Annotated in this window: 9 protein-coding genes and 1 tRNA gene; 3 read left to right on the top strand and 7 right to left on the bottom strand. The window is 38.8% G+C overall.

The window, feature by feature from the left end:
* Window positions 1–112: 112 nt before the first annotated feature.
* From folP to folB, 6 genes are read right to left on the bottom strand one after another with little or no spacing between them, the layout of a single operon-like run.
* Window positions 113–1,249, bottom strand: a complete 1,137-nt coding sequence (gene folP, locus FD16_RS09215) for a dihydropteroate synthase (protein ID WP_010623114.1) — start codon at window positions 1,247–1,249, stop codon at window positions 113–115.
* A gap of 5 nt (window positions 1,250–1,254) precedes the next feature.
* A complete protein-coding gene (locus tag FD16_RS09210; RefSeq protein WP_010623113.1) occupies window positions 1,255–1,848 on the bottom strand; it encodes a non-canonical purine NTP pyrophosphatase in 594 nt (197 codons plus the stop codon).
* Entirely contained in the window at window positions 1,838–3,118 is a 1,281-nt protein-coding gene (locus FD16_RS09205) for a bifunctional folylpolyglutamate synthase/dihydrofolate synthase (protein WP_010623112.1), read from the bottom strand. Before FD16_RS09205 ends, FD16_RS09210 begins: the two co-directional genes overlap by 11 nt.
* A complete protein-coding gene (folE, locus tag FD16_RS09200) occupies window positions 3,119–3,679 on the bottom strand; it encodes a GTP cyclohydrolase I FolE (protein WP_010623111.1) in 561 nt (186 codons plus the stop codon).
* Window positions 3,672–4,172: a 2-amino-4-hydroxy-6-hydroxymethyldihydropteridine diphosphokinase gene (gene folK, locus FD16_RS09195; protein ID WP_010623110.1), complete on the bottom strand. Its 501-nt coding sequence runs from the start codon at window positions 4,170–4,172 to the stop codon at window positions 3,672–3,674. Before folK ends, folE begins: the two co-directional genes overlap by 8 nt.
* Window positions 4,172–4,570, bottom strand: a complete 399-nt coding sequence (gene folB / locus FD16_RS09190) for a dihydroneopterin aldolase (protein ID WP_268869692.1) — start codon at window positions 4,568–4,570, stop codon at window positions 4,172–4,174. The genes folK and folB overlap by 1 nt, the downstream gene beginning before the upstream one ends.
* Before the next feature lie 136 nt (window positions 4,571–4,706).
* On the opposite strand from folB, the gene FD16_RS09185 reads away from it, so the two are divergent.
* The 3 genes from FD16_RS09185 (at window position 4,707) to FD16_RS09175 (ending at window position 8,818) form a co-directional block, all read left to right on the top strand.
* Entirely contained in the window at window positions 4,707–5,276 is a 570-nt protein-coding gene (locus tag FD16_RS09185) for a TetR/AcrR family transcriptional regulator (RefSeq protein WP_010623108.1), read from the top strand.
* A gap of 26 nt (window positions 5,277–5,302) precedes the next feature.
* Complete coding sequence (locus tag FD16_RS09180) at window positions 5,303–8,443, top strand: MMPL family transporter (RefSeq protein WP_010623107.1); 3,141 nt, start codon at window positions 5,303–5,305, stop codon at window positions 8,441–8,443.
* Window positions 8,444–8,539: 96 nt separating this feature from the next.
* Window positions 8,540–8,818, top strand: coding sequence for a hypothetical protein (locus FD16_RS09175; RefSeq protein ID WP_010623106.1), 279 nt, complete (start codon window positions 8,540–8,542; stop codon window positions 8,816–8,818).
* Between the two features lie 99 nt (window positions 8,819–8,917).
* On the opposite strand, the gene FD16_RS09170 is transcribed toward FD16_RS09175, so the two are convergent.
* Window positions 8,918–9,001: transfer RNA gene (locus FD16_RS09170), tRNA-Leu, on the bottom strand.
* Window positions 9,002–9,379 lie beyond the last annotated feature (378 nt).

Here is a 9,379-nt window from a genome sequence, read left to right as displayed (position 1 = left end):
ATCAGTACTTCTTGACGAAGAACCCAAAAAAACAAGAGCAGCACGTTACAGTCCTAATTGGGTGCTGTCTTGTGCTACTCTTTATCCTCAACTTAATTACTAATTATTACTATTAAGCTTGGCGATGCCAGTATCCCGCAGTGATGGTATCAAGCATTTTTACTAACTGCATGGTTTCCTCAACATCATGAACCCTCAATATTCGGCCACCATGTAAATACATATATGCCTCAGCAATTAATGTCACTGGCAAACGATCATCTTTATCAAGACCAAATAGCTTAGCGCCAAATCCTTTTCTAGAAATCGCCACCATAATGGGCCGACTCAGATAGTTAAATTGGTCTATGTTTCGCATCATTGCGTAATCTTGATAGCCATCAGCGACCTTTGAATAACCAATTCCCTGATCGATTGCGATCCGTTCACGATTAATACCTGCATCAGATAATTCAGCTAAATTATGTTCAAAGAATCTCTTCATTTCAACAGTTAAATTATCGTATTCTGTTTCACGACTGCTATGCATTGTTAACAATCCAGTTTGCTGATCCTTCAGCAGTTCCAGCTTTGCTCGGTCATCAACAAAAGCGTTCACGTCGTTAATAATATCTACATCCATACCCACCATTTCGCGCATCACTGGCAATTTGTATGTATCAACTGCCAAAGCGATTTGCGGGTATTTTTCTTTGATTAAATCGGCCGTACTTGAAATCCGACGTAGTTCTTCGGTAGGTGTAACTTCCGTGAATCCTGGCCTCGTCGTCTGACCATTAATTTCAATCACATCCGTACCAGCAGTTACCATCTTATCAATTTGATTTTGAATAGCCACAGGGTCTTGAAAACGTCCCCCGTCATAAAAAGAATCCGGGGTAATATTTAAAATGCCATAAATTACCGGCTCCTTAGATACATTAAAATCAAATTTACCAGCACGCCAATGTACTTCATAATGATCACTGATCGCTTGAAGGTCGTTACTAAGAGCAGAGTCATCAAATACCTGTCTAGCTCTTAATATAAACGTACTTAATGCAGCAAATGGGATCGTAAATTGAATAACTGCTTCAACAAGTTTAAATTCATCGTCAAATTGTCCAATTAGATGAATGAGCTGTGAGCGTTGTAAATCATTAAATCCGCTAACTTCAAAAAAAAGTCTTTCTCGCCGACTGCGCTGTTTTGCAAGCACTTCATCACTAAAATTGCGTGGCTCTTTGAAAATCATTTCTTGGATCTTCATCTCTATCACTCCTGCGGGTGCCTCATGAGATTCACAATCGCTTTAGTACGATGGAGCAATGGAATTTTTTGCTCATCATCAAGCTGTGCAAGCGTCTTGTGCATCCCTTTCGGTACCAAAATTAAGTCAAAACTGCTGCCATTTGAACCGGATTCTTTCATCGCAATTTCGCCATGAAACTCTCCAGTAGCATGAAACAGTCCTGTCCCGTCAATCAACACCAGCGTGGTAGTCATAGTCACAGCACGTGACTTTTGACCCACTAAATCTAGGATTCGCTGGTTTAGCTGATGTTCCTCATTAGAGTAATCTTTGAGTTGGCGTGCGGTCTGATCGCCTAATTTTCCAGGTAACGCATCCAGAATCATTCCTGAGTCGTCCGCAACTATTGTGTTTGCAGGCAATAACTTTGAAACAAAACGCGCTTTACCACTAGCATTTTCCAAATAACTATTGGTTCCCTCATTTGGAAAAGTTTGCTTATCAATTAAATCCAAGTATGAAATTGCAGTAATTCCTTCGTACGCAAAACAGTTAATTAATTCATTCGTTTTAGCTCGATTATTTGATGCAATCACAAAGGGCTCTTTAGGATTCATTTGACTGCTCCAACTCCTTAATTAAATAAAAAGATCCAGTCACAACAATCACAGAGTGATCATCACTTGCCACCAACGCCTGTTGTAATCCATCGCGTGCATCATATACCATCGCTGCATCTGGTAAAAGGTTATGAAGTTCCTCTTCAGGGAGTGCTCGTTCTGGATTGTCCGGCTTTGTAAGAAAAATCTTAGCACCGTACTTGCGATACAGCCTTGCCATTTCCAAATAATTTTTATCCTTTAGAAACCCAACCACGAAAATCCAGTGATAGTCGAAAAATAAATGACCCATACTCCGCATCAATTGCCTTGTACCATCAGGATTATGAGCTCCATCCAAGAAAACCGGAGGCCGCTTAGTTAACTGCTGCATTCTACCAGGTATGCTGATAGTATTCATCATCTTAGCCAAGGGGTGCCAATCCTCAATCATCTGGTGGTCAATCAACCAATCGTAAACCATAATGACCGTTGTCAAATTGTCTAACTGGAAATCACCCAAAAGATTAAAGTGAAATAGATGCTCGTTCAATGTTTTACTGTTAACCGTCAGATCAAATCCCGACAGATTCTCATGATTAACGTCGATTTTAATGCTATCTGGCAAATCTAGCTCTGCAGCACCATTTTCCACTGACGTGTTTTTCAAAATCGTCATCGCTGCATCATCCTGATGGGGAGCAACAAATACGGTAGTACCTTTCTTAATAATTTGTGACTTGTTATATGCAATTAATTTAATTGTATTGCCCAAGATGTTGGTATGATCAAGATCAATATGAGTAAAAATCGTCAGCAACGGTGGCTCAATCGCATTAGTTGAATCAGTTAATCCACCAAGTCCTGCCTCAATGACTGCCCAATCTACATGTTGATCCGCAAAATATTGCAACATGATCAACGTAAACCACTCAAATACTGTCAAATCGTTTGACTTAATATCTTGAGGCAACTTTCTATTAATGAATTCATATACTTTAACAAATTCATTTTTACTAATCATCCGTCCGTTAATCTGAATTTGTTCACGTAAATCAACCATTGCCGGGCTAGCAAAATGTCCAACTTGATAACCCTGCTGGTTCAGTAAGTCTGCTGTCATTGTACCAGTGGAGCCCTTACCATTCGTTCCCGCCAAATGAATGATCTTATACTTCAAATCGGGATGACCAATAGTTGCCAAGACTTCTTTTAACAATGTCACCCGGTCATCATGTCCCGCAAGCATTGAGCTATTCATCTGGTTGACTAAGTCTTCGTAGGTCACTTACTTTTTCTCCGTTTGTTGTAAAAATTCTTGTTTTAAATCTTTATCAGTTTTAAAAATGCCACTAAATTTAGATGTATATGTGTAAAGATTAGACTTGTTAATCCCACGCATTTCCATACACATATGTCGTGCGGATAAGGTCACTGCTACACCCTGAGGATGTAACATTCGTTCCATTTCTTTCATAATATCTGTAGTAATTCTTTCCTGCATTCCCGGCTTCTTAGCGGTAAAATCTACCAGCCGTGGAATTTTACTTAATCCAATCACTACCCCATCCTTAGGAACATACGCCACGTTGGCGACTCCAAAAAACGGTAGCAAATGATGTTCACACATTGAATAAAATGGTATCTGCTGCACTAAGACCATTTCTGGGTCATCATCAACATGAAATAATTTATAGTCTTCAAAATGTTTTTGCCCCATTGATGAAAAGATCTCTTCGTACATTTTGGCAACACGAGCCGGCGTCTCCACAACACCTTCACGGTTAGTGTCATCGCCAATCCCTGTAAGTATATCTGAAACGGCATCTTCAATTCTCTTATTATCCATTTATCTCTCCACTATCCTTATACTTTCTAACCCAATTTTGATCAGATGTAGCTTCAATCATCTGATTAACTTGCTCATGTATGACTTGATTCTGACGAGAAATTTCTTTGATTGGTACTAGAACAAATAAACGATTATGCGCTTCAGGATGTGGCAGTGTCACTACCGGATTATCACTAACCATCTGGTCATAAAAAATAATGTCTAAATCAATGGTGCGTGGTCCCCAGTGAATTAATCGCTGACGATGTAGTGTCTGCTCAACCTCATGTAGAACAGATAACAGTTCAACTGGCGCTAATGGTGTCGTAATCGCTACAGCGATGTTCAAAAAATCGTCTTGAACAACTCCACCAACCGGCTCTGTTTCATAAATACTAGAAACTCGATCAACATTAATCATTCGATTATTTTTAAGCGATTTAACTGCCAGACTTAATTGAGTCTCACGATCACCAATATTTGAACCAATACTTAAATACGCCTTAGCCATCACTTATTACTTCCTGACACTTCAATTTCAATATTATCAAAAATACCTGCGATCGGTACGCTATATTTGCGTACCTTCAAAGTGATTGAATCAATCGTTGGGTATGATTTAAGCAACAGATCCAAGCAATGATTTGCAACACTCTCGATTAAATTGTAATTATTATTAAGAATAAATTTTTCAATTGTTTGGTACACATCAGCATAACTAACCGTCTCGTGTAAATCGTCATGCTTCACTTTCTGTTCAATCGGGTAAGTCAGCTCTGCATCGACTTCCAATCGCTGTCCCAATTTTTTTTCTTCAGCAAACACTCCATTATATGTATGGAAGCTCATGTTATTTATTCTAATCTTCCCGATTGCTCTCACGCCCTTCATCAATTTCAGTAATATCATAGCATTTTTTTCTAATCAATACCCTATTTTCGTTTTTAAAAGGCAAATTAAATAAACTACAACTTGTAGATTGTAATCTGTTAAATGTAGTGTTATATTATTTATTGTTATTTTATGAAGATTAGGAGGTGAAAGTTTGACTAAAAAAAGAACACTAGATTTAGACAAAGTGGTTAATAAAGCGATGGAAATCATTCAATCCGATGGCATGAAGTCATTAACCCTACCGCGACTCGCTCAAGCACTGGATATTCGCACACAATCACTCTACAACTACATTGCTAACTTAGACGAATTAACATCTTTAATTGGTGCAAAGTTGATCGATGAAATGTGTCAAAAGGTAAAAGATGGATTAGTAGGAATGTCAGACAAAAGGGCACTTTATAAGTTTGCAATTTTGGCCAGACAATATTTAATTAGCAAGGGAAATTTGGCACTAGTTTTTTTCGCTCTTCATTCATTTCCAGAGGATTCACAGTTTGGAATTTCAGCACACAAGTTAGTTGATTTATTGGACCAAGTGATTGCAGCATCTCATTTTGATAAATCAGCACAAACAGCACTATCTCAAACTTTGATTAGTTCCGTATTGGGGTACGTTTTTATTGAAACGTCTAACTTTTACGTTGAAGAAACGCCTGAAGAAATTGAAAGCAACTACCGTCAAATGCTAAAACGAATAATTGGTCCAATCGAGAATTAATGGCATACATATAAAGGAGAGAAACAGTGAGAAAAATTTTCAAAAATCATCTTGGCGCATTGATTGCATGGATTGTAATTGTCATTATTGCCATTTTTATGCTGCCAAACATTAATTCATTAACGCGACAACACTCAAACATCACGCTACCCAAGGATTCTCAAAGCCAGATTGCTGACACAATCCAGAAAAAATGGGGCTATCATCAGGGAAATACTTATCAGGTAGTTGCAGTTTTTAATAATGGCAACAGTAAGATGAGCACAACCGACAAACAAAACGTTGCTGCCACAATTAATAAGCTAAAAAATCATAAGAGCCGATACGGTATCAAAAGTATCACCGCGCCGAATGATAATTCAGCCACCAAAGCGCAACTAATTTCGAAAGATAAAACTACACAACTAGTCCAAATCATGGTCAGCAAAAAGCATGGTCAAGTTAAGGAAATTAATCAACAATTAACTAAAGCAATTAAAACTAGCGGCGTTAAAACATATGTGACTGGTTCAGACATTTTGAATGATGATTTTTCTGAATCGATTCAAGAAGGTATTAAGAAAACCGAAGTTATCTCAGTCATTTTTATCTTTATCGTGTTAATTTTAGTTTTCCGTTCACCAATTGTTCCATTGATTTCACTACTGTCAGTTGGTGTTTCATTCATAACTTCACTAAGTATTGTTGCTAATTTGGTTAACAAATTTAATTTTCCATTTTCTAATTTCACGCAAGTCTTTATGGTTATAGTACTGTTTGGGATCGGAACTGATTACAACATCCTACTCTACAATCAGTTTAAAGATGAGCTTAGTCGAGGAATATCTAATTGGGAAGCGACAAGGCGAGCCAGACGTGTGGCGGGTAAGACCATTCTTTACTCTGGTTCGTCAGTCCTAATTGGATTTTCAGCACTTGGGTTAGCCAAATTTTCAATTTATCAGTCAGCTATCGGCGTTGCCGTTGGTGTTGCGGTCCTGTTATTTGTATTATTAACTCTCAACCCATTCTTTATGGCTGTTCTTGGTAAAAGAATGTTCTGGCCGTCTAAAAACTTTAATGGTGAGGGACGAAGTAAACTTTGGAACCGACTTTCATCCAGTTCGGTACTTCATCCAATTATCTCTCTTGCTATCGTGTTGGTTTTGACACTGCCATTCTACTTTATGTACAACAACAAACTAAATTACAATGACACCGATGAAATTAGTAATTCTGTACCATCTAAGAAGGGATTACTCACGGTTGAAGATCACTTTTCAAAGGGTACAGCAGAACCTTCAACAATTTACATTCGTTCCAACCACAAGTTAGATAACGAAAAAGATCTTAAGTTGATTGACGAATTAACTCGCAAACTGCAACAAGACCCCGATGTTAAGACAGTGGCTTCAGTAACTCAACCAGGTGGTACCAAGGAAAAGAAACTTTACGTTTCTAGTCAGTTGGGTACTGTTAATTCGGGCTTAAAGTCAGCACAAACTGGGCTTGGAAAATTATCGACGGGTAGCTCACAAATGACAACCGGTTTGAACCAGTTATCAACTGGTAGTCAGCAGCTGGTGGATGGTATGTCAGAATTGACAAGCCAGCTTAATAGCCAGTTATCAAGCAGTAATGAAGGTCAGATTTCACAACTGGAAAGTGCCCTCCCTCAAATCAATAACGGAATTCAAGAATTGAATTCTTCACTGCAAAGCTCTGGTACATCAATTGATACCAGCTCGTTAACTTCAGAACTAACTAACGTTGGTAACCAAGCCAAAGTAATTGGTTCTAACTTAACTCAAGCCGGAAATACTTTGAACAGTATCAAAACTCAAAGCAGCTCATCAAACGTTGGATCACAAGTCATCTCCGTAGCCAATAGTAACGGAGCTAACTTAAATGCCCAACAACAGGCTATTTTAACTAAGGTAATTGATTCCGCAATGGCTCAACAAACTTCATCACTAGCGTCTAGTTTGACCTCTGTAGAGAATAATATTAAAGCTGCTGGTAGTGCTGATCAAAGCCTAGGAAACTCAATGCAAAGCGTTAGTGGCTCGGCATCATCTCTACAAAGCATGATGAGCCAAGTTTCGACATTGAAATCTGAAGTAAGTCAGTTAGCTACCGCATCTAACACTGCGTTGCCAGGTGCTGCAACTGCCCTTAATCAGCTAAATACTGGTTTAACAAAGGTTCAGTCAGCACTTGGATCGAGTCAATCTGGTGTAATTCAAATTAACACAGGAATTAATCAATTGGCACAGGAATCTCCACAATTAACAACTGGCATCAACAAGGTTAATACTGGTCTTAGCAGTGGTGGTAGCTATCTTAAGGGATTGAAAAACTCAGCCGCCGCTGACACCTACTACGTTCCAAAGAATATCTTGCATAGTAAATCTTACAAGCCGGCAATCAAGACTTATCTGTCAGAAGATAAAAAGTCAGCTAAGATTACGGTTGTCTTGAATACTGACCCTAGTGGCACAAAGGCAACGAATGCTGTTGGTCGTATCTCAAGTATTGCAAGCAAGAGCCTTAAGGGTACTGACTTGAAGAACGCAACCGTTGCAATGGGTGGCCAATCATCGAAATTAGCGGACACTAAGAAGACAGCCAGTGCGGACTTTGTTCGAACGGCAGCCATCATGCTCGTTGGTATTTCATTGGCATTGATTTTTGTTACTCGTTCATTACTACAACCACTCTACATCATTGGTACTTTGATGCTGGCATACTTCACATCATTGAGCCTGTCACGTGGTCTCGTTCACTTAATCATGGGCAAGAGCATGTTAACCTGGAACACACCGTTCTTCTCATTCATCATGCTAATTGCATTGGGTGTCGATTACAGTATCTTCCTGATGATGAAGTATCGGGAATTTGGTCGAGATAATATGATGCCTGCAGACAGAATGGTCAAATCGGCCGGAATTATTGGTACGGTTGTTATATCTGCGGCAATAATCTTAAGTGGTACCTTCGCAGCACTAATGCCGTCCGGTGTTCCGACTTTGATTGAAGTCGCGATGGTTGTGATTATCGGTTTAATAATTCTCGTATTTATTATTCCAGTAATCATTCCAAGTACTGTTCGTCTCACCTACCCTGTTAAATCAGGATTCCAGGACGCTGAGCAACAAGAAGATAAAAATAATTCTGACGATCAATAATCATCTAGTAATAAAAATGGCAATCTCGCTTACGAGATTGCCATTTTTGTCATCTAAAAGGTTATAATTAAAGAAATAATCTACGAGGTGAAATATATGTTTTTAACAACGGGTACAATTCATCGCCGTCATACGATTCAAGGAATCGTCAACGCAACAAGCCATTTAATGCTCGATTCCGCCACCATTGATGCATTTGAATCTATGGATCAACTCTTCTCTGAGGTCCAGGAAAAACTAAAGGAACGCGCAACCGATGCGGGTGCTGATGGCATCTCCGACGTGCGTTTCAATACTCAGGTGGTTGAGATGCAGGTGGCACCAAAATTCTTAGTGATTACTGGGTATGGCACTATGATTAAGTTTGAAGACTAACAATGTTGCCATACTAATTAATTATTTTGTTTATAAAAAGAACGGTGGATATCATAATGATATCCACCGTTCTATCGTTAATGGTAAATAGCTACTTGATGCCCGAGGCAGGATTCGAACCTGTACATGGTTACCCATACAGCGACCTGAACGCTGCGCGTCTGCCAGTTCCGCCACTCGGGCAAGCAACAATATTATTTTACACTAAACATACCAATTTGCAAAGTCAATTTTTATATAATGTCGCTAGTAATCAGATTTAGTAAAGAATTTTGAATAGTTGTCGTCAATAATTATTTGTTGCTATAATGTGCTTAACAACTTCCGATAGGAGCTCTGACATATGCCATTTTTAGCAATCATTATTGACGCTTTAGCAGTTGGACTATTTCATGTTCAAGCACTCAGTTTAACCCATTCTATTTTGCTGGTAGGAATTATTGGGCAAGCGATCATATCCATTGTACTATTGCTATTTTGCTTTCAGTACAATGGGCCTAGATTTACTCGATATCATGCTATTTTTGTTAGATATTTAACCATTCGTTATACAATCATTAT

The sequence above is a fragment of the Paucilactobacillus suebicus DSM 5007 = KCTC 3549 genome (genome assembly GCF_001434475.1).
In the GTDB taxonomy this organism is placed as follows: domain Bacteria; phylum Bacillota; class Bacilli; order Lactobacillales; family Lactobacillaceae; genus Paucilactobacillus; species Paucilactobacillus suebicus.
This window is presented reverse-complemented; position numbering and strand designations above follow the sequence as displayed.

Bases quoted from the DNA above. Each gene is read 5' to 3' on its own strand.
- folP (WP_010623114.1), bottom strand. From the start codon at position 1,249: ATGAAGATCCAAGAAATGATTTTCAAAGAGCCACGCAATTTTAGTGAT.
- folE (WP_010623111.1), bottom strand. From the start codon at position 3,679: ATGGATAATAAGAGAATTGAAGATGCCGTTTCAGATATACTTACAGGG.
- FD16_RS09175 (WP_010623106.1), top strand. From the start codon at position 8,540: ATGTTTTTAACAACGGGTACAATTCATCGCCGTCATACGATTCAAGGA.
- FD16_RS09210 (WP_010623113.1), bottom strand. From the start codon at position 1,848: ATGAATCCTAAAGAGCCCTTTGTGATTGCATCAAATAATCGAGCTAAA.
- folB (WP_268869692.1), bottom strand. From the start codon at position 4,570: ATGATATTACTGAAATTGATGAAGGGCGTGAGAGCAATCGGGAAGATT.
- folK (WP_010623110.1), bottom strand. From the start codon at position 4,172: ATGGCTAAGGCGTATTTAAGTATTGGTTCAAATATTGGTGATCGTGAG.